The following is a 244-nucleotide window of genomic DNA, read 5'->3' as shown; positions in this document are numbered from 1 at the left end:
AATACGCTCATATTCACTCCATTGTGTTTTCCGCCCCTTGCGAGGCGGAACGGGGTTATTGGCTTAACAGACCGTTTTTACGTGCCTGTTCTTCCCACTGCGGGATCACCGTTTTGATGAAGTCCTGCTTCTCGGCCTTGATTTGTTCCATGTTCAGGCCAATGGCCTGCTGGGCTTTCTCTTTGGTTGAGATATCCGGGATCTGGATTTCATGGGTGATGCCTTTGGTCGCCAGCAGGCGCGC

Annotated in this window: 1 protein-coding gene; it reads right to left on the bottom strand. The window is 52.5% G+C overall.

The genetic code is table 11. The features are described from left to right. Positions 1 to 55: 55 nt before the first annotated feature. On the bottom strand, positions 56 to 244 hold a 189-nt coding region (locus R0J88_RS22705), incomplete at its 5' end, for an ammonia-forming cytochrome c nitrite reductase subunit c552 (protein ID WP_410901279.1).

The organism is Pseudoalteromonas sp. SIMBA_162, from assembly GCF_046535955.1.
GTDB classification, from domain to species: Bacteria; Pseudomonadota; Gammaproteobacteria; order Enterobacterales; family Alteromonadaceae; genus Pseudoalteromonas; species Pseudoalteromonas marina.
This window is presented reverse-complemented; position numbering and strand designations above follow the sequence as displayed.